The organism is Streptomyces sp. NBC_00659 (assembly GCF_036226925.1).
Taxonomy (GTDB): domain Bacteria; phylum Actinomycetota; class Actinomycetes; order Streptomycetales; family Streptomycetaceae; genus Streptomyces.
The window spans coordinates 1,212,054-1,231,057 of the sequence record NZ_CP109031.1 but is presented as its reverse complement, the minus strand read 5'-3'; the positions used below and the strand labels follow the sequence as shown (position 1 = coordinate 1,231,057).

Sequence of the window (19,004 nt, the reverse complement as noted above, 5' to 3'; positions counted from 1 at the left end):
GCTTGCGGCGGCCGGTCGGATGTCTCAGCCCCGGTACCCGCCGGTCGGTGCCTTCAGCAGCCGGTTCAGCTCGTTCCCGGCCTCGTCGTACCCGGCGTCGGAGATCCGTTGCAGCTCGCGCAGGTCGCCGGTCGCGGCCGCGCGTCGAGTGAGCAGGAACCCGGCGTGCATGGATCCCTCGTCCAGCAACTCGCTCAGTTCCCCGAGGTCACCGGACGCGTCGGCAAGGTCGGCCAGCCGGTCCAACGCCATCTCGTTGCCTTCATCGGCCAGGTCGCGCAGGGTGTCCCGATCGACATTCATGTTCGCCATGCCCCCATGGTGCAACCCTGCCCCAGGGGAAGGGTCAAGTGGGACGATGGCCAGGTGATCACCATCGGGCAGCTGGCCACGTACGTCGGAGTGTCGGTCAAGACCATCCGCGTCTATCACGACAAGGGGCTGCTCCCCGAGCCCGACCGCGATGCGTCTGGCTACCGGCGGTACGGCGCGAACGACGCCATCGACCTGATCAAGATCCGGACGCTCGCCGAAGCCGGTGTCCCCCTGGCCCGTATCCGGGACCTGAGATCAGTGAACGACGAGGAGTTCCAGCAGGCGCTGCGCGAGATCGACGACGACCTCAGCGACCGCATCCGTGGCCTGCGGGCAACACAGGGGCGCCTGCGCCGGCTCGCCGCCGGGCGTCTGGCACCGCTGCCCACCGAGGTCGGTGCCCACCTGGAGCGCCTGGCCGACTGGGGATTCACCCCTCGCTGGGTGGACCTGCAACGGGACCTGTGGATTCTCGTGTTCGCCACCCACCCGGACCGTGCGACCACCCTGTTCCACGACCAAGCCGAGACCCTGGCCGACCCGGAGCTACGGCAGCTCTTCCTCGACTACGACCACGCACACGACCTCGACGCCGACGATCCCGGCATCGACGACCTCGCCCGACGGATCGCCGAGGCGACTCGGGAACGCTACGGACCCGACGAACCGCCCGAGCTGGACGCCTCCGAGATCCCCGCCCTCATCCAGGCCGCGGTCAACGCCTCGTCGCCGGCGTGGCAACGACTCGACACTCTCATCCGCGCACAACTGCACGCGTGACTCGACGTGTACGCACGCACCGCTCCGGCTGCGTGCGGAGATCAGTCAGCGCGGGCCGCGAACCACAGGGCAAACGTTGCCTTCTCCGGCGCTGGTGAGGCCCGTGCCCGTCCTTGACTGACGCTGTGCAGATTCCCGAGTTCGTGTTCCGTGAGACGGGACAGCCGACAGTTGCCAGGTGACCGAGGGCACGCCCCACCGGCGACGGAACCCGAGCACAGCGTCGGCACGCCGGCGAGGCGGTCCAACCCGACTTCCTGCCTTGCCCAGTCGACAGGGCCTCCACGAGCCGTGCCTTGTACCAATGTGCCAACTAAATCGCCTGCTTCGAGGCGGAGTTGATTGATTCTTGTTGGCATCACCGCAGGTCAGTAACGTGCCCAAGTGCCAACCAGCAGGCTTGGTCACATCTGGCTTCACGGCTTGCGCATGCGTCCCGAGGCGGCCGCCGTCCCGAGTGCGAGCTCGGCCGGGGTCGTCACGCGAGTTTCCCATCGAACGTCAGTACCGAGTAACTTCGCATGTGCGTATGTGTGGTTGACGGCGTTGGCGTGACGGGGGTTGCGTGGTGGCGGGGTATCGGCCGACGGATTGGCATGTGCTGGACCTGGAGAAGGACCCGACGCCGGGGGATCCGGTTCGGGTGAAGTCGCTTGCCAGGAGTCTGCACGACTTCGCCGATGACGTGCAGGACGCGTTGCGGTTGGTGAAGGGGATGGCGGAGGAAGACGCTGTCCTGACGATGGCGGGCAGGACCGCAGAGGTGTTCCGGGACGAGTTCTCGGGTGTGCCGAAGAATTTGAAGAAGCTGAAGAAGTCGTACGACCTGGCGGGTGACGCGCTGGCGGCGTACTGGCCGAAGCTGGAGCGTGCGCAGGCCCTCGCGGACAAGGCCCTGGCCGACGGGCGGGAGGCCCGGGCCGATCTGTCTTCCGCCAAGTCCCGTCTCTCGTCGGCCGATTCGTGGGTTGCTCGCGCCAACAAGGAAGCCGACAAGTACAAGGAGGACAAGGGCGCGGGCAAGGATGTGCCGAAGCCGGACGAGGCGAAGGTGCGTGCGGCGACGCGGGACGCGCAAAGTGCCAAGGCCGCGCACACGTCGGCGCAGTCGGATGTGACGTCGGCGCAGAGCGCGTTGGACGCGGCGAAGAAGATGGCCGCGGATGCCCGTCAGATGCGTGAGGACGCGGCGGGTGAGGCGAAGCGCAAGATCGATGATGCGTCCGACGCGGGGATCCGGAACCGTAAGTGGTACGAGGAGGTCGGGGACTGGTTCGTCGACAACTGGGACACCATCGTCGCCGTCTGCAAAGTGGTTGTCGCCGTCCTGGGGATCATCGCGATGATCATCGGTGGGCCGATTCTCGGGACGATCGTGCTGATCGCCGCACTGGTCGTCCTCGCGGACACCTTGAGCAAGTACGCCAAGGGGCAGGCGTCGCTGTGGGATGTGGCGTTCGCCGCGCTGGACTGCATACCCGGCATGAAGGGCCTGACCACGCTCGGGGGTCTCGCCAAGGGGCTCAGGTCGCTGGGCAAGCTGGGCCTCAAAGGCATGCTCAAGGGCCTGAAGAACGGGCTGCGCAGGGGCGCGGACGACGCGGTGGCCGCCGGCAAGCCCGCCAAGGGCCGGTGCAAGAACGGCGACCCCGTCGACATGGTCTCCGGCGAGATGCTCATGACGCAGACGGATGTCCTCCTCCAGGGAGTGCTGCGTCTGGGTGTGGCGCGAACTCATGTCTCGACCTACCGCTCGGGGCGCTGGTTCGGGCCCTCGTGGGCATCCACGCTGGACCAGCGCCTGGAACTCGACGACGAGGGCGTGCTGTTCGCGACAGAGGACGGGATGATCCTGGTCTATCCCGTACCGGTCGGCGCGGACGCCGTCATGCCGGCGGAAGGCCCGCGGTGGCCCCTGGCCTGGGACCGCGAGCGGCCGGGCGCCCTGCACGTCACCGACCCGAGGACGGGTCTGACCCGGCACTTCGCCCCGGTCGGCCGGAACCAGCGGCACGACACCGCCTTCACGCTTCCCGTCACGGCCGTCTCGGACCGCAACGGGAACCGTGTCGACTTCGACTATGACGCCTCCGGCACCCCGACCGCCATGCGGCACTCCGGCGGCTACCACGTGATCGTCGAGGCGGACGGCGCGCGCGTGACGGGGCTCGGGCTTCGCCGCTCCGATGGTGAGCCGACCCCCCTGGTGCGATACGGCTACAAGGACGGAAACCTCACCGAGATCTACAACTCCAGTGGCCTGCCGTACAGGTTGACCTACGACGGCGACGACCGGATCACCTCCTGGACCGACCGCACCGGGGACTGGTACCGCTACGAGTACGACACCTTCGACCGGGTCGTCAGGGGCACCGGCGTGGACTCCGTACTGAACTGCGTCATCGCCTATGACGAGGAGGAACGCACCACGCGGTACACCGACTCCCTCGGCCGCAGCACGACGTACCGCCACAACGAGCGGCTCCAGCTCGTCTCCACGACGAACGCCCTCGGCGAGTCGGTGACCGCCGAATGGGACCGGTTCGACCGCCTGGTCTCCCAGACCGACCCGCTCGGCGGGACCGTCCGCTACCGGCACGACGCCGCCGGCAACGTCACCGCCGTCGTCCGTCCCGACGGGACCTCGGCCGAGGCGACGTACGACGAGCTGCACCGGCTGGTGCGGGCGGTCACTCCGGGCGGAGCGGTCTGGCGGAACGTCTACGAAGGCGCCGACCATGTCGCCACGATCGGCCCGACCGGTCTGGAGACCCGGTACGCCTACGACGAGCACGGCGGCCTGGTCGCCGCCACGGACCCGGCCGGCCGGACGAGCCGAGCCCGCTGCGACGGCGCGGGGCTGCCCGTGGAGTTCACCGACGTCCAGGGCGCGGTGACCACGATCGAACGCGACGACTTCGGCAGGGTGTCCGGCGTCACCGACCCGCTCGGCCGCACCACACGCCTGGAAACGACGGTCGAGGGCCGGACCGTGTGGCGTCGGGGTCCCGACGGGCACCGGGAGACCTGGGAGTGGGACGCGGAGGGGAATCTGCTCGCCCAGACCGACCGGGCCGGACACGTCACCTCCTTCACGGTCGGACCCTTCGGTCAGGTCGCGGCGCGGACGACGAGCGACGGCACCACCCTCTCGTTCGGCTACGACACCGAGCTGAACCTGCTGAGCGTCACGGATCCGCACGAGCGGTCCTGGCAGTACACGTACGACGCGGTGAATCGGCTGATCGAGGAGAGCGACTTCACTGGCCGGACCCTCGCCTACCGGCTGGACGCCATGGGCACGCTCGCGTCCCGGACAAACGGCGTCGGCGAGATGGTGGAGTTCGGCCGTGACGTACTCGGCCGGCTCACCGAGATGCGGCACGACGGCCTCTCGATCCGCTACGCCTACGACGCGGCCGGGCGTGTGGTGCGGGAGAGCGGCCCGGAGGTCACCGTCGAGCGGGAGTACAACGAGCTCGGCCTGCTGCTGTCCGAGAGCATCGACGGCAGGACCACCCGATACGCGTACGACTCCCTGGGGCGCCGCGTCCTGCGGCGCACCCCCACGGGCATCGAGTCCACCTGGACGTACGACGGCGCCGGTCGTCCCACCGCGCTCGACACCGACGGACACCGCATCACGTTCGGGTTCGACGCCTGCGGGCGGGAGACCGAGCGGGGGCTGCCCGGCGGCGTCACGCTCGACCAGTCCTGGGACACCGCGGGCCGGCTCGGCGCCCAGCACCTGGTCCGCGGTTCCGCGGACACGCTCCTCCAGCGGCGTGAGTACACCTACCGGCCCGACGGCATCCCGACCGGCATCGAGGAACTCACCGGGGGAGAGAAGCGGTTCGGCCTCGATCCGCGGGGCCGCGTCACGGCGGTCGACGGACGAGGCTGGACCGAGCGCTACCGGTACGACGAGGCGGGCAACGTCAGCCGCGCCGCGCTCCCGGGGACGGACGCCACGGATGCGGACCACACCCACGCCGGCGACCGGATCACGCACCGCGGCCGCACCCGGTACGAGCGGGACGGCGAGGGCCGCGTCGTGCGCTCCGTGCTGCGCCTCCTCAACGGGCAGCAGCGGACGCAGACGTACACGTGGAACAGCCGCAACAGACTGACCGGGACGACGACCCGGGACGGCGAGCGCTGGACGTACCTGTACGACTCCGTCGGGCGGCGCGTGGCGAAGCAGCGACTTGACGACGGGGGAGCCGTCGCCGACGAGATCCGCTTCTCCTGGGACGGTACGAGGCTCATCGAGCAGGTCACCCGCGCCGGCCGGGCCACGTCGTGGGACTACCGCCCGGGCGGCCACCAGCCGGTGGCCCAGCTCGACCGGCCCGGCGCCGGCCGGGATGCGCGCTTCCACGCCATCGTCACCGACCTGTCGGGCGCGCCGTCCGAGCTGGTCTCCGCCGACGGTGAGGTGGCCTGGCAGCCCCGCACGACCCTGTGGGGGGAGCGCCTCCCCGAGCGGTTCCAGGGCGCCGGCACCGGGGAGATCGAGTGCCTCCTGCGCTTCCCCGGCCAGTACGCCGACCGGGAGACCGGGTGGCACTACAACTACGAGCGCCACTACGACCCCGCGACGGCGCAGTACACCAGCCCGGACCCGCTCGGCCTGGCCGCCGGCCCCAACGACAGCGCCTACGTGCCCAATCCCTACCGGTGGATCGACCCGCTGGGCCTGTCCTGGCAGGACCCGAACAACGGCATGCGGTTCGGGCGGGACCCGGCCCTCCCGGAGGGTGAGCGCGAGTACACGCGCGACAATCAGTACCCTTCCGAATACCGGACATCCACCCACGACTACATGGTCGAGAACTACACCGACGAGGGCCGGGCGCTCGGAGGAGTACCGCGTGACGCGAACGATGTGCGAGTCCCGCGCGATCAGCTCACCTGGCGCAACGGCAACGACGAGCTGATCTGGGACCCGACCGCCGAGAACCCGAAGCCCTTCAACCGGACGGTGACCTACGAGCATCTGGACCCGGTGGTCCAGCACTGGAACCGCGAGGGACGCTTCAGTGACAGGGCGGCGCGCAACGGCTTCTACAACAACACGGATCATCTGGAACCGATGGACTGGAGCGAGAACTCACGCGGCGGTGGCCGTATGACGGACACCTACATCCAGGAAGTCGGAGAGGGCTACTCATGCACCTGATCGTGGAGGAATCATGGACATCCGTGCCGTAGTGAGCGGCTTCCGCAATGTGGAGCCGCTTCCCGGCCCGGCGGACGCCTGGCACTGGTCACCCGCTCCGGGGATCGACTTCGCGGGCGCGCTCTCCACGGACGGCCGGCGGCTGCTCCAGCTCAGTGCCCGCAACTCGTACGACCAGGAACTGGCCGTCGCCACACTGGAGTTCGCGCGGGAGCACGAGGAGGACATCTTCGCGGGCCATCCCCATCTGGGCACGGCCGGCGGATTCGCGGCGCCCGGGGGAAGGCGGTTCGACGTGGTCGCGGGGGTGGGGCCGCAGGTGCACGGCTTCTACCGGGTCGAGAATCCCGACCTCACTCCGTACGTCCGCCTGACGTTTCCCGCCCATTCCTGCGAGTTCTCCGGAGACGAGACCCTCGAAGAGGCCGTCTCCCGGTACCGCATGCTCAAGATGAACAACTTCGACCGCGAGCCTCTCCCCTTTCTCAAGATGCGCTACACCAATACGCGCACCCGGGGCCGGAGCGACAACCCCGGACGCGGCCTTACCGAACCGAAGCGCCTGCTGGAGGAGCTCCGGCTGATGGAGGGCGGTGAGGGCAGCTTCGTCGAGTTCGAGAACCGCCACGGCAAGGTGTGGCGGGTCGAGTGGCACGGAGCGTGGTTCATCGCGGAATGGGAGACACCGGACGGCCGGCCCCGCGAGATCGGGGGCGACGACCTCCTGTTGTTCGCGCAGAGCCGGTTGACCGAGTAGGCCGTGCCGAAAAGAACGCATTCCCTTCGCCGGCGGCCCAGTTGGAATGCGCCTCTCGCTGCCGCACGGTCGAGCGTGTCGACGGGCACAGGGGGCGGGCGGCGGCGAGCCTGCCGGTTCGCTCCTGACTGACGGCTGATAGAAAAGTTGCAGGTCACACCGGAAAACCTCGGGTCGTCCGGTCGTCCGGCCGGTCCGGATCGTTCACCAAAGGATCGAGCATCGTGTCTTCTCGTCGAGTCGTCGTCATCGGTGGCGGGGTCATGGGCTCGTCCGCCGCGTGGCGGCTTGCCGCCCAGGGTGACAGCGTCACCCTGCTGGAGCGCTTCCCGCCCGGCCACGACCGGGGCAGCTCGCACGGCACCTCGCGGATCTTCCGGCTGGCCTACACGGACCCCTTCTACGTCGGTCTCGCCGTGCGGTCGCTGCCGCTGTGGCGGCGGCTGGAACAGGAGACGGGACGGCAGGTGCTCACCCTCACCGGAGCCGTCGACCACGGCCCGGCCGCCACGACCGAGGCACTGTACGAGGCGCTGACCGTCGCCGGACACCCTGCCGAGCGGCTGGCCCCGGAGGAGGTCGCCGAGCGCTGGCCGGGGCTGCGCGCCGACACCGGTGCGGTCTTCCACCCGGAGGCCGGACGCCTGCACGCCGACGAGGCGGTCACCGCCTTCCAGCAGGCGGCGCGGGCGCACGGCGCGGAGGTCCGGCACGGCGTCCGGGTGACCGGGCTGTCGGTGCACGGCGACGCCGAGGTCCGGGTGGTCACGGACACGGAGGAGGAACTGCGCGCCGATGCGGTCGTGGTCGCGGTCGGCGGCTGGGCGCCCGGAATGCTGGGCGGCGGTACCGCTCCGCTGGTCGGCGGCGTGCCGGTGCTGCGTGTCACCCAGGAGCAGCCCGCGCACTTCCCCGCGGCGGACGCGCTCACCTGGCCCAGCTACATTCACCACCCGGGCGCCGCGCTGCCCATGGACGGCCTCACCGCGGACGGGGTGTACGGACTCGGCAGCACCGACGGCGTCAAGGCGGGCTTCCACGGTGTCGGCCCGGTCGTCGACCCCGACCGGCGCGACCGCACCCCGGACGCCGCGATCCTGCAAGAGCTGGCGGCGTACGCCGAGCGCTGGCTCCCCGGCGTGGACCACACCGCGCCCGAGGCCGTGACCTGCCTGTACACCACCACCCCCGACCATGACTTCGTCATCGACCGGCAGGGCTCGGTCACCGTGCTGGGAGGGTTCTCCGGGCACGGCTTCAAGTTCGCGTCGGTCATCGGCGAGCTGGCGGCCGCGCTGGTACGCGGAGAGCCCGGACCGAGCCGGTTCGCGCTCGGACGCCCGCGTCCCACGAGTCACTGAGCAGTCCCCGGAGAAGGGGGATAGCTGGCATCAAGATCGATGCCGGAGTCCCCGGTCGAACCACGTCACTGCATCCGCGCGTACCCGTTAGGAGGTCTCTCTCAGCGTCGGCCGATCCACCGCCCTTGCCGCGTAGATCACAACGAAAGCTGTTCCGGGTTTCCGACGTGCAGCCCCCATTAATTGCTCGCCGGGGGCAAACTCGGCAGCTCTCTGGCTCTGGTGGCCTTGGCGCACGTTCAGTGCGCCAGACGTTTCCGAAACCGCGTTTGCGCAGCAGAAGCCGAAAATTGAGCTCCAACGCTGGATTGGGCGGTGCGCGGCGAGAAGCACCAGCAGGACTTCACGGGCTGAGGGTACAGAGAATTTCGTCCAGTCTCGTACGCAGCGAGGCGGGAATCCTGGTGTCCTGGAGCAGCTGCTCCCAATCGTTGCGGAGGGGGGCGAGCAGGGTCTTGGCGCTGTCGTCCCTTCCGCTCGCTATCAGCAATTCCACCTGGAGGCAGCGGAGGCTCAGTGTCGACACATGCAGCTCACCATGGCTCCTGGCCAGCTTCGGCGCGAACATCTCCACCGTACGGATTGCCCGCGCGGGGTCCCCGGTCCGCACATGGAACTCCACGAGACTGAAAATCAACCCCGCGGCGGCATCGCCGGCGAGATCGTGGCGGCCGATCTGTTGCTCAACCTCGTCGATCGCTCGCTCGGTATATAGATTGGGGAACCGTAGGGCGAGCATCAGCTTGTTCTGGGCCGCCCAGAAACCAAGTTTCACGGTCGTCTCGTGGTCAGGGCCGAGAGACCGCTCGGCCCTGCGATTCGCCCGGTCCGTCATTTCAACTGCGGCCCAGAACTTGCCGCTCTCGAAAGCCGGACGCGCCAGCCGGGCACTGGCCATGATCCGCTCGGGGTGGTTGCGCTCGAACATCCAGGCGGTGACGAACAGGTTCCTGATCAGCAGGTCACGTGCGACAAGCCAGTTTCCCAGTTCCAGGTGGTGCTCAGCCACGTAGTATCTCGCGAGCAGTGTGGTCGTGTGGCGGCGACCACAAATTCGTTTAGCGACAGCCAGTACGTGTTCGACCTCGTCGATACCGCCGTCCTCAAGGAAGATCCGGCGCCATCGCTGGGTATGGCACAAGAGCAGCACACTCTGTTCCGTGTCAGGATCGGAATGTCCGAGGAACGTCTCCGCGTGACTGAACCAGCTCGTCTGCATGGCCCAGGCGCTGTCCTTCACCTGTGTGCTCAGCAGTGCGGCCGCCGTCTCGCGTCCCGCCGTCACCTCCTCCGGCGAACGGTGTGGGTCCTCCGGACTACTGGTCCGTGCGACCGCCTGAACCAGTCGGTGCACTGAGATCTCCTCTCCGCGCAAGGTGATCATGCTGTGTGCCGCCAGTCGCCGTATCGCCTCGGTGACCTCAGGCGCGCTGGCAAGGGGAGTCAGATACGAGCGGTGGATATGGTCCGGTGCCCACCAGGCAATCACCCGCAAGATCTCCGCAGCGAGCGGGGTATCCGCGAGGCGGTCCAACGTCACTCGCCAGACCAGGGCAACGGTACGTCCGCCTTCCGGTGCCACAGCCAGTAGTTGCTCGGGGTGGGCAGTCAACTGCTCCCGATACCGTCCAGGGGAGATTTCCGACTCCCGGCAATACGCCGCCGCCTGGCCCACCGCAAGCGGAAGACAGCCCAGTTCACCGCATAGCGCGCGGACATCTGCCTCGTTGGCCGACGGATCGGGGAGCGATCTCCCCTGCGCCGATTGCTGGTGGACGCCCTCGAACAGTTTGACGGCTTTCGGCAAGTCCAAGACGTTCAGCGATAGCGTCTTGGAGATCCCGTTCCACCCGCCCGCCCGCCGAGTCGTGATCAGGAACCGCCCGTTTGTGGCGCGCGCCAGCAGTGGTTTCACATCGGCCGGATCCGTGACGTTGTCCAAGACCAGCAGCCAGCCCTCATGCCTGCACAGCCACTGCACGGCGAGGTCGCACAACGCCTTGCGGGACAGATGGTCGCTGAGGGCGGGCTGGAATGCGACAGCGAGATCGGCCAAGCCCTCGTTGAGGTCAGCCAGCGTGTCCCCGGTGATCCACCAGACAAGGTCGAACGTATTGGTACGACTCGCCGCCCAGTGCGCGGCCAGTGCTGACTTACCGATGCCTCCGAGGCCGTGGACGACGAAACAGCCGTTGTCTTTGAATGTCGCATCCAGCGCTGCGAGTTCACGCTGCCGTCCGACGAACAGGTATGGATTGTGCGGCAGGTTGGCAGTGGGGGCCTTGTCGGCAGGGAGTTCGTACGCTCCGGGAGCCGGCAGAGGGGTTGTGAGGTTGACGAACATCGGGGCCGCGTAATCGCCTGCGATCGCCAGACCGATCGACCCTCCGGCTGCGATCGATCCTTCGCCCGATGCCCAGACGCCCCACCTCGGCTGGGTGTCGCCGGGCGACTCGTCGGCCGCCCCCGCCTGACGCTCGCTGTCCGCGTCCATCAATTCCCTGTACTCGCCGAGCGGATATCGCCGCCCGCCGCAATGGAGCCCCGGCCGGACGCGGTGACACTCCCGCGGGAGCCGGACGTTCCCGAGGTCGGTGGGGTGGGCGGGCTCTGAGGCGGGGAGGTGGGCGGCGTCGTGCCGCCGGTCGAGGCCGTGCCGATGTTCCCGCCGGCCGCGATGGCACCCGCGCCCGAGGCGTCGACGGTGGGCGGTCGGGTGGAGGTGGTGGGCAAATCGGACGAGCCGCTGAACTGGGCCATGAGGGCGAGCGCGAAGCCGATCGTCCCCAGGGAACCACCTGTCACACTTGCCGTCTGATCGGCCTTCCCAAGATCGATGAAGGCCATCGCGACCAATGCTGCAGCCCAGCCGACCGCACTGATACCGAGTCCGGCCCATGCCCACGGCTTGAGTGTCATGGCAGCATCCTGGGGGACGACAAGGGGGTCTGGGGCCGGGTTGCGCAATTCGATCCGGGCGAAGGCATTTGTCGTCCTTGTCGGCACCCAGGCGTCGATACCTCGCAGTGCTTTCGGGAAGCGTAAACGCTACGACATGAACATTCAGGTCCTCATTGACCTGCTCGGACGGCTGCTCTGGACCCCGTCGGCTCTACCCGAGTCAACTCACGGTCGGACCGTCGCACGACACCACGGGATCATCGAAGCCCTCGCTGGTACGGGCGCCGAAGTGCCAACTATCTCTCTGATTTCGTGCATTCAGGAGCTGAGGCCACTTGGCATCAGCGCGGGTTGAGAAGGCCGCCTGGCATCGGCCATCAAGCCCGGTCACAGCATTGTGACCAGGTTTTCAGTTGGCGGCGTCGGCCGTCCGGTGCGCGGATGCCGAGCCATGCGACGGGTCGGTCAACCGTCTCCCAGGGCTCTTTCGGCTTCCCTGACGTGGTGTTCGACCGGCCCGAACGAGACCAGGCCGCTCCCGGCACCGGCCCACTCTCCGACGGCGGTGGACAGCTCGTCGCGGGCCCGGCGCAGGACCGGCCCGTGCCCGACGGCCGCCGCCGCGCGGGCGAGGAGGCACCACAGTGCCTCCTGAAGGAGGTCGTGCGGAGGCCGGGGTACGACGGTGAGAGCCTGCCGGGCCTCTTCCTCGGCACCGGAGGCGGCCAACAGCAGCGGGGTCAGCCACGGTTGATAGGGACCGGCGTCGAGACGGGCGAAGTCGTCGGGGTCCGGAAGGGCACCGGCCCGCATGACCGGAACCAGAGCGACCAGCGCGCCCGCGCCCCGGGTGAGGCCGGGCATGCCGCAGTCGGCGGTCTGTGCCAGGACCTGTGTGTACCGGGGACGGGCCGCCGTCCAGCCTTCGGCCTCGCAGGTGCGCAGGGCCCGGTACCAGGACGTGAACACCTTGGCCAGTGGCCGTTCGTTGCGGTGGGCGAGCCGGTCGATCTCCTCCGCCTCGGTGTCCGCCTCCGCGAGGTCGCCGAGGCCGGCGAGTGCCTGGAGGCGGACGATGCGGCCCAGGACTTCGTGCCCGGGAAGTTGGTGGACGACGGCCAGCCGGGTCAGTTCACCGCCGAGGACGTCCCTGCGGCGGGCCGATCCGCAGCCGGCGAACGACTGCATGAAGGCGCCGTTGAGGGCGAACGCCAGGACAGCGGGGTCTCCCAGGCGCCGAGCGAGCCGGACGGCCTCCTCGGCGGCGCGTTCGGCGCGCTGCCGCCACGGCTCGACGGCCGGGTCGCCGGCCGCCCGGGGAAGAGGGGCGTCGGCGGCGGCGTCGCCCCGTGACTCGACCGCCACGACGGACAGGAGCCGGGCACGCAGCGCGGCGGGGCCTTCGGGGCCGAGCCGGGAGGCGGCCCGAGCGGCGGCCCGGGACAGTTCGCCGGCGCCGTCGGGGTCGTCGGCGCGGGTCCACGCCGCCGGGACGTCGTAGGAGCCGATGATCCTGGCGGCCAGTTCCGTGTCGCCGGTCGTCTCGGCCGCCGTGACCAGATCCCGTCGGTGCCGGCGTGCTTCCTCAAGGCCGTCGGCGCCGGTCACCGCGAGGTCGCGCAGCAGGCCTGCGGTGGCGTGCAGCCGGGCCCGGGACCGGGCGGGCACCGAGCGGTCCCACGAGGCCGCGGCCCGGTTCCAGACGCTGTCGGTCATTCCGCCGGGTTCGGTCGCGGAGCCGGCGGTGCCGCCGAGGATGAGGGCCTCGGCGCGGGCCAGGGCACCCCCGGTGTCGTATCGACCGCTCGCTCCGGCGAGGGCGGAGCGAGCGAGGCCCAGGGTCTTCAGCGACTCACCGTGCCTTCCGGCACGGTCGAGCGCGGTGGCCAGCAGGACCCAGCCGTCCTCCCGCCCCGGATGGGCGGCGACATGGGCCCGCAGGTCGGCGACGGCATCGCGGGCGGCGCCGGTGGCCAACAGGGCGTCGGCACGCCGCTCGACCGCGTCGAGGCGGAGCGCCTCCAGCCGGGCCTGTTCGGCGGCGGCCCACGCGGCGGCGGGGAAATCGGCCAGCACCGGCCCTCGCCACAGGGCGAGGGCCTCGTCCCACAGGGCGACGGCCGCGTGGGGCGGTGTCTCGGCCGCCCGGGCGGCGGTGTCCTCGAACCGCCAGGCGTCGACCGCCTCACGACCGGTGCGCAGGGCGTAGCCGGGGCCGTCGGTGACCAGCAGGCGGGAGGGCTGCCGGGGAGGGCGGCCGGGTTCCAGGGCGCGGCGCAGCGCCGCCACGAAGGTGCGGACCGCGCCGACCGTACCCGCCGCGGGCTCGGCCTCCCACAGGTCCGCCACGAGGCGGCCGACCGGCACCACCCGGCCCCGTGCGATCAGCAGCCGCCCGAGAACCTCCCGGTGGCGGGGTGCCCCGAGCGGGAGGACCGAGCCGTCGCCGTCCCAGGCCGCGACGGGTCCCAGCAGTCCGAACTCCACGCCCACGGCCGGTCCTTTCGCGGGCGGCGCCGTCTCCGGCAGGTGCCGTGTGTTCACTCATCGATCGCTGATCCGGGGGCCGCAACCTGGGTGACGTCCCCGGACAACCGGGCCGCGGTTCCGGAACGTCCACTCTGCCACGAACCACAGGAGTCGCCGTGACAACCCCGAGCATCCCCGGTTTCACCGAGCACCGCGTACGAGTCGACGACGGCGTCACGCTGAGCGCCGCCGTCGGCGGCGCGGGTGCGCCGGTCGTTCTGCTGCACGGCTTTCCGCAGACCCACGTGATGTGGCGACACGTCGCCGCGGATCTCGCCACCGACCACACGGTGATCTGCCCCGACCTTCGCGGATACGGCGCCAGCGACAAGCCCGCCGAGACCGTCCCCGAGGTGTACTCCAAGCGGACCATGGCCCGGGACGTCGTGCGCCTCGCCGCCGAGCTGGGGCACGACCGGTTCCTTCTGGCCGGTCACGACCGCGGTGCCCTGGTCGCCTTCCGCGCCGCGATGGACCACCCGGACACCGTCTCCGGCGCCCTCTTCCTCGACGTCCTGCCCACCCTCGACATGTGGGACGCCCTGCACGGGGTCTCCGCCGCGATCGGTTTCCACCTGTACCTGATGGCACAGGCTCCCGGCCTGCCCGAGGAGATGATCCAGGGGGCCGCCGACACCTTCTTCGCCTACTTCCTCGATGCCTGGACGAACGACCCGGACGCGATCCCCGCCGACGTCCGCGCCCATTACCTCGCGGCTTCCGCGGCGGCCGTCCCCTCCATCGTCGCCGACTACCGTGCCTCGGCCGGCGTGGACGTGGACCACGACACCGCCGACCGCGACACGGGCAACAAGCTGGCCATGCCGGTGACCGTCCTCCAGCAGGACTGGGGAGCCGCCCTCGGCTACCACGCCCAGGGCCTGTGGAGCGCCTGGACCGACGACCTCCGGCACCGGACGGTCTCCTGCGGCCACTTCATGGCCGAGGAGGACCCCAAGCTGATCGCCGAGGAGATTCGGGCGCTCACCGACCGCTGGGCAAAGCCCGTCGGTCCCTCTCTCCTTCCGCCGACGGGCTGGTGCGGTCCGCGCTAGGGGGAGTGCAGGTGACCAGCGTGGCGTCGAGGCGCCCGACGGCAGGACCGTGGGCGATCACGCGGCCGTGCCGCGCCGGGTCATGACGGAGCGGACCCGCGCCCGCCCTCCTGGGCGGCGGCCGGCGCGGGCCGCGTTCACCGGAACGTCTGGCGCATCTCGCCCAAGCCGTCGATCCGGCTGACCAGGACGTCGTCGGGGCCGAGGAACCGCTGCGGAACGCGACGGTTGCCCACCCCGGCCGGGGTCCCGGTGAAGATCAGGTCGCCGGGGTAGAGCGGGCAGACCCCACTGATGAACTCCACCAACTGCGGAACGGAGAAGATCATCTCGCTGGTGCGTGCCGCCTGGACGCTCTCGCCGTTCAGCAGGCACTCGATCGCGATGTCGTCCCGGTCCGGCAGCTCGTCGGGGGTCACCAGCGCCGGACCGGTCGGGCCGAAGCCCGGATACGACTTGCCCAGCGAGAACTGCGGCGGTTTGCCGGTGAGTTGGAGGACTCGTTCGGAGAGGTCCTGCCCCACGGTGAGTCCGGCCACGGCCTCCCAGCCTTCGCTCGCGGGCACCCGATGGCAGGATGCGCCGATGACGGCGACCATCTCTAGCTCCCAGTCGACGTTGCCCTTGGGCAGTTCGACCTCCGCGGCCGGGCCGACGATGCAGCTGGGGAACTTGGTGAAGAGAAGCGGGACTTCGGGCGGGACGTGGCCGGCTTCGGTGGCGTGCGGACGATAGTTCAGCGCCACCGCGAAGACCTGGCGCGGCCGCGGGACCGGCGCGTCCAGATCGGCGGTCCGGTACGGGTTCGCCGCGGGCAGCGCGGCGCTCTCGGCCCAGGCCCGGAACTCCGTCCAGTCGGTCAGGACGTCCATGGGGTCCGGGCCGAAGCGTCCCGAAGAGGCGTCGGCGATGTCGACCGCGCCGTCCTCGGTGAGCAGGACGGCCCGGTTGGCGAGGGTGGCTATGCGCATCTGCTCCGCCTCAGTTCGCCGGGCCGTAGAGGTCGATGGAGAACGGCTCGGTGTCGTGCGCGTCCTTCCAGCCGACCACGTGGTTCCGCAGCGTGCCGACGCCCTCGATCTCCGCCTCGATACGGTCGCCCGGCTGGAGGTAGAAGTCGAACGGATTCGGCTGCACGGCGGCGACGCCCGAGATGGTGCCGGTGGTGATGATGTCGCCGGCCGTGTAGCCCTGGGCCGAGTGGTAGGCGACCAGGTGCGGGATCGAGATGATCATCTTCTCGGTGTTGCCGGTCTGACGCCGCTCGCCGTTGACCCGGAGCTCCATCGCGAGCGCGTGCGGGTCGGGAAGCTCGTCCTTCGTGACGATCCAGGGGCCGATGGGGCAGAAGGTGTCGATCCCCTTCGAGAAGGAGAAGACGCCCGACTGCATCTCGCGGCGCTGGATGTCACGCGCGGTGATGTCGTTGAAGACCGTGTAGCCGGCGATGTAGTCCTCGGCTTCCTCCGGGCCGAAGAACTTGCCGCTCTTGCCGATCACGATGGCCAGTTCGAGTTCGTAGTCGAGCTCCTTGGTGAGCCCCTCGGGGTACACGATCGGCTCGTCGGGACCGATGATCGCGTCGACGTTCTGGAAGAAGACGATCCCCTTGTGCACCGGGTGCGACCAGTCGACGGCGGTCAGCTCGTCGTGGTGGTCGGTGAAGTTCCCGGCGGTGTGGAAGAACTTCTTCGGCACGATCGGCGCCCGCAGGGTGACCTCCCCGAGCGGGAACCGGCGCCCGGTCTCCTCGACCCTCCCTTCCTGCTCGAAGTAGTCGCGCATCGACGGGACGTCGAGCTCGACGACGGCCTCCCCGTCGACGTAGCCGACCTGACCGTCGTTGAAGGTCACGAGTTTCATGCGGAGTCTCCTGGCAGTCCGACGCGGAAGACGCGCAACTGCAGCGCGAGCGTCACGTAGTAGCCCACCAGGGTGGTGAGCTCCACCACCGCCTCCATGCCGTTCAATGAAACGGCCCGCTCGAAGACGGCGTCGTCGGCGTCACCCCGCGCGACCAGCACCCGCACCAGTTCGAGGGCGGCGGCTTCGGCGGGGTCCGAGAGTTCGGGTGCCGTGCCGGCGTTCACCGCGGCGATCTCCGCGTCGGTCAGACCCGCGGCCCTGCCGATCGGCTCGTGGGCGTAGCGCTCGAAGGCCGAGTCCCACTGGGCCGCGACCGCCAGGACGGCGAGTTCGCGGATTCGATCGCTGAGCGAGGTCCGGTAACGGATCGCCGAGCCCAGCTCCTGGAGGGCCGCCCCGACCCTGGGTGCGAACAGCATCGCGTTGAAGGGGCCGTTGAGTCTTCCCTGTGCGTCGGTGAGGGCGAAGAGCTGGGGACCGCCGGCGCGGGGCCCTCCGGTGATCGCGTCGTAGAGGGAGCGTTGGTCGAGGTCGAGTTCGCCTGGGGTGAGGCGGGGCAGCCGTGTCATGGCGCCGAGTGTCGTGCGCGCACCGGAGTACATGCAGTGCTGTGCCAAGCAATGGCATCGCAATTCCGTACTTCCGCACGTTCCAATGATTGAAACGAACGTAGTACGGATCACACGCCATCGCCTTTCATCCCTCGCATGGATGACTGGCTCGGACTCGAACATCGCTCGGCCCTGGTGGCCGGTGCCGGAGGCATCGGTGCGGCCGCGGCCCTCGGCCTCGCCCGGCACGGTGCCCGCGTGACCGTCACGGACGTCGACGAGGAGCGACTTGCCGCCCTCGCGCAGCAGGCCGTGGAGGCGGGACTCTCGATCACGACCCGCGCGGCCGACCTCACCGACCCGCAGGGCGCTCGTGCCGCGGTCGCCGAGAGCGCCGGGACGATGGGCGGCCTCGACGTCTTCGTGCACGCGGTCGGCATCAACGACCGGCGCCCGGTGCTCGAGACGCCCGACGACGTCTGGGAGCGGATCATCGACGTCAACCTCAAGAGCGCCGTGTGGAGCGCTCAGGCGGCCGGCGCCCTGATGGTGTCCGGCGGTTACGGCCGGATCGTCCTGCTGTCCTCGGTCTCCGGACTGCTGGCGCACGCCAACCACGCTCCGTATGCCGCCACCAAGGGCGGCATCAACCAGCTCTGCCGCGTCATGGCTCGCGAGTGGGCGCCGCACGGCGTCACGGTCAACGCCATCGCGCCCGGTTACACCGAGACCGACCTGACGCGCGCCTACCTCGACAAGCCCGGCATGCGCGAAGGCATGGTCGGTCTCGTTCCGGCAGGCCGGCTCGGCACCGCCGACGACGTCGTCGCACCCCTGCTGTTCCTCTGTTCCCCGCAGTCCGCGTTCGTGACGGGCCACGTCATGTACGTCGACGGCGGTCGCACCCTCGTCTGAAAGGCAGACCCATGAATCTTCCGCAGCGATTCACCGACAAGGTCGTCCTGGTCACCGGTGCCGGTACCGGCCTCGGCGCCGAGATCGCCGTCCGGGCGGCCCAGGAGGGTGCCGACGTGGCGATCCACTACCGCAGCTCGAAGGCGGGCGCGCGCCGTACGGCCGACCGGGTCGAGGCCGAGGGGCGCAAGGCCTTCCTCGTCCAGGCCGACATCGTCGAATGGGCGCAGATCACGCGCATGGCCGACGAGGTGTGGGGCCACTTCGGCCGGGTCGACGTGGCGATCAACAACGTGGGCGACATGGCCAGCGACCAGATGTCGTGGCGTGAGATCACCGAGGAGGCGGTCGACCACACACTCGCCGTCGATCTCAAGGGCACCCTGGTGTGCACCCACGAGTTCGGTTCCCGGATGCTGGAGCAGCCGGGCGGCGGCTCGATCGTCAACGTGGGTTCCACGGTCGTGGTCCGTGGCAGCGCGAGGGCTCCGCAGTACGCGGCCGCGAAGTACGGCATCCTCGGCATCACCAAGTCCTACGCCCAGGCGTTCGCGCCCAAGGTCCGGGTGAACACCTTCGCGCCCGGATTCATGGAGACCGAACGCATGCTCAACCGTGAGGACTACAAGAACGGACGCGGTGAGAAGCTGCGGGAGATGACCCCGATGCACCACATCCCGAAGCCCGAGGAGATCGCCGGCACGGCGCTCCTCCTCGCGACCGCGGACGCCCAGCACATCACCGGCAGCTACTTCGTCGCCGACGGCGGCTACAACATGATCGGAGCCTGAC

General features: G+C 69.6%; 14 protein-coding genes. 7 read left to right on the top strand and 7 right to left on the bottom strand.

What is annotated here, in order from left to right:
• Positions 1-24 precede the first annotated feature (24 nt).
• Complete coding sequence (locus OG410_RS05155; protein ID WP_329298030.1) at positions 25-312, bottom strand: hypothetical protein; 288 nt, start codon at positions 310-312, stop codon at positions 25-27.
• A gap of 54 nt (positions 313-366) precedes the next feature.
• On the opposite strand from OG410_RS05155, the gene OG410_RS05150 reads away from it, so the two are divergent.
• The 4 genes from OG410_RS05150 (at position 367) to OG410_RS05135 (ending at position 8,395) form a co-directional block, all read left to right on the top strand.
• Entirely contained in the window at positions 367-1,095 is a 729-nt protein-coding gene (locus tag OG410_RS05150) for a MerR family transcriptional regulator (RefSeq protein WP_329298029.1), read from the top strand.
• A 598-nt stretch (positions 1,096-1,693) separates the two neighbouring features.
• Entirely contained in the window at positions 1,694-6,277 is a 4,584-nt protein-coding gene (locus tag OG410_RS05145) for a DUF6531 domain-containing protein (protein ID WP_329298028.1), read from the top strand.
• 13 nt (positions 6,278-6,290) lie between these two features.
• Entirely contained in the window at positions 6,291-7,034 is a 744-nt protein-coding gene (locus OG410_RS05140; protein WP_329298027.1) for a hypothetical protein, read from the top strand.
• A 224-nt stretch (positions 7,035-7,258) separates the two neighbouring features.
• Positions 7,259-8,395 carry an FAD-dependent oxidoreductase gene (locus tag OG410_RS05135; RefSeq protein WP_329298026.1) on the top strand — a complete coding sequence of 379 codons (1,137 nt, stop codon included), beginning with the start codon at positions 7,259-7,261 and terminating at the stop codon, positions 8,393-8,395.
• A 343-nt stretch (positions 8,396-8,738) separates the two neighbouring features.
• On the opposite strand, the gene OG410_RS05130 is transcribed toward OG410_RS05135, so the two are convergent.
• From OG410_RS05130 to OG410_RS05120, 3 genes are all read right to left on the bottom strand, one after another.
• The gene (locus tag OG410_RS05130; protein WP_329298025.1) at positions 8,739-10,889 is read right to left on the bottom strand and encodes an NB-ARC domain-containing protein; all 2,151 of its coding nucleotides are present in this window, start codon (positions 10,887-10,889) and stop codon (positions 8,739-8,741) included.
• Positions 10,889-11,314, bottom strand: a complete 426-nt coding sequence (locus tag OG410_RS05125) for a hypothetical protein (RefSeq protein WP_329298024.1) — start codon at positions 11,312-11,314, stop codon at positions 10,889-10,891. Before OG410_RS05125 ends, OG410_RS05130 begins: the two co-directional genes overlap by 1 nt.
• Before the next feature lie 447 nt (positions 11,315-11,761).
• Positions 11,762-13,789 (bottom strand): AfsR/SARP family transcriptional regulator, encoded by a 2,028-nt coding sequence (locus tag OG410_RS05120; protein ID WP_329298023.1) that lies wholly within the window; start codon positions 13,787-13,789, stop codon positions 11,762-11,764.
• A gap of 152 nt (positions 13,790-13,941) precedes the next feature.
• Here OG410_RS05120 and OG410_RS05115 point away from each other — a divergent pair, with 152 nt between their 5' ends.
• Positions 13,942-14,880, top strand: a complete 939-nt coding sequence (locus OG410_RS05115; RefSeq protein WP_329298022.1) for an alpha/beta hydrolase — start codon at positions 13,942-13,944, stop codon at positions 14,878-14,880.
• Positions 14,881-15,017: 137 nt separating this feature from the next.
• Here OG410_RS05115 and OG410_RS05110 read toward each other — a convergent pair whose 3' ends face one another.
• Genes OG410_RS05110 through OG410_RS05100 form a run of 3 tightly spaced genes read right to left on the bottom strand, consistent with a single transcriptional unit; the run spans position 15,018 to position 17,315 of the window.
• Entirely contained in the window at positions 15,018-15,851 is an 834-nt protein-coding gene (locus tag OG410_RS05110; protein ID WP_329298021.1) for a fumarylacetoacetate hydrolase family protein, read from the bottom strand.
• Positions 15,852-15,861: 10 nt separating this feature from the next.
• Positions 15,862-16,743, bottom strand: coding sequence for a fumarylacetoacetate hydrolase family protein (locus OG410_RS05105; RefSeq protein WP_329298020.1), 882 nt, complete (start codon positions 16,741-16,743; stop codon positions 15,862-15,864).
• On the bottom strand, positions 16,740-17,315 hold the full coding sequence (locus OG410_RS05100; RefSeq protein ID WP_329298019.1) for a carboxymuconolactone decarboxylase family protein: 576 nt from the start codon (positions 17,313-17,315) through the stop codon (positions 16,740-16,742). The genes OG410_RS05105 and OG410_RS05100 overlap by 4 nt, the downstream gene beginning before the upstream one ends.
• A 138-nt stretch (positions 17,316-17,453) precedes the next feature.
• On the opposite strand from OG410_RS05100, the gene OG410_RS05095 reads away from it, so the two are divergent.
• On the top strand, positions 17,454-18,212 hold the full coding sequence (locus OG410_RS05095) for an SDR family NAD(P)-dependent oxidoreductase (RefSeq protein WP_329298018.1): 759 nt from the start codon (positions 17,454-17,456) through the stop codon (positions 18,210-18,212).
• Between the two features lie 11 nt (positions 18,213-18,223).
• Entirely contained in the window at positions 18,224-19,003 is a 780-nt protein-coding gene (locus tag OG410_RS05090; RefSeq protein WP_329298017.1) for an SDR family NAD(P)-dependent oxidoreductase, read from the top strand.
• The last annotated feature ends 1 nt before the right edge of the window (position 19,004 follow it).

Excerpts from the sequence above, each read along its gene's own strand:
- OG410_RS05155 (WP_329298030.1), bottom strand. The coding sequence starts at position 312 with ATGGCGAACATGAATGTCGATCGGGACACCCTGCGCGACCTGGCCGAT.
- OG410_RS05140 (WP_329298027.1), top strand. The coding sequence starts at position 6,291 with ATGGACATCCGTGCCGTAGTGAGCGGCTTCCGCAATGTGGAGCCGCTT.
- OG410_RS05130 (WP_329298025.1), bottom strand. The coding sequence starts at position 10,889 with ATGGACGCGGACAGCGAGCGTCAGGCGGGGGCGGCCGACGAGTCGCCC.
- OG410_RS05125 (WP_329298024.1), bottom strand. The coding sequence starts at position 11,314 with ATGACACTCAAGCCGTGGGCATGGGCCGGACTCGGTATCAGTGCGGTC.
- OG410_RS05110 (WP_329298021.1), bottom strand. The coding sequence starts at position 15,851 with ATGCGCATAGCCACCCTCGCCAACCGGGCCGTCCTGCTCACCGAGGAC.
- OG410_RS05105 (WP_329298020.1), bottom strand. The coding sequence starts at position 16,743 with ATGAAACTCGTGACCTTCAACGACGGTCAGGTCGGCTACGTCGACGGG.
- OG410_RS05100 (WP_329298019.1), bottom strand. The coding sequence starts at position 17,315 with ATGACACGGCTGCCCCGCCTCACCCCAGGCGAACTCGACCTCGACCAA.
- OG410_RS05095 (WP_329298018.1), top strand. The coding sequence starts at position 17,454 with ATGGATGACTGGCTCGGACTCGAACATCGCTCGGCCCTGGTGGCCGGT.
- OG410_RS05090 (WP_329298017.1), top strand. The coding sequence starts at position 18,224 with ATGAATCTTCCGCAGCGATTCACCGACAAGGTCGTCCTGGTCACCGGT.